The following is a 238-nucleotide window of genomic DNA, read 5'->3' as shown; positions in this document are numbered from 1 at the left end:
GGTAGACCACGCCGGCCACGTCGGACGTCCGGCCGCGCGCGCCGGCCACCGACTGCGGGCCGCCCACCCCCACGACGTCGCCGGCCAGCGCCGGCCCGGTCGCCGCGTCGGCGAACCGGACCAGCACCGGCGCCCACCGGCCGCCGTACGGGGCGGGGAGGAACGCGTACCGGTCGGGGTCGGCGGGCGCCGCGACCACGCCGTCGTCGACGAACGTCAGTCCGGTCGCCGCGGCGAG

The 238-nt window shown here is 81.1% G+C and carries 1 pseudogene; it reads right to left on the bottom strand.

The annotated features are described in order from the left end of the window. A pseudogene (locus KVT14_RS21320) lies at window positions 1-238 on the bottom strand (peptidase M10A and M12B matrixin and adamalysin); the annotation flags it as partial.

This window comes from Cellulomonas sp. GbtcB1 (assembly GCF_019091725.1).
Lineage (GTDB): Bacteria > Actinomycetota > Actinomycetes > Actinomycetales > Cellulomonadaceae > Cellulomonas.
Note: the sequence above shows the minus strand (reverse complement) of the source record. Positions and strands in the feature narration are given on the sequence as shown.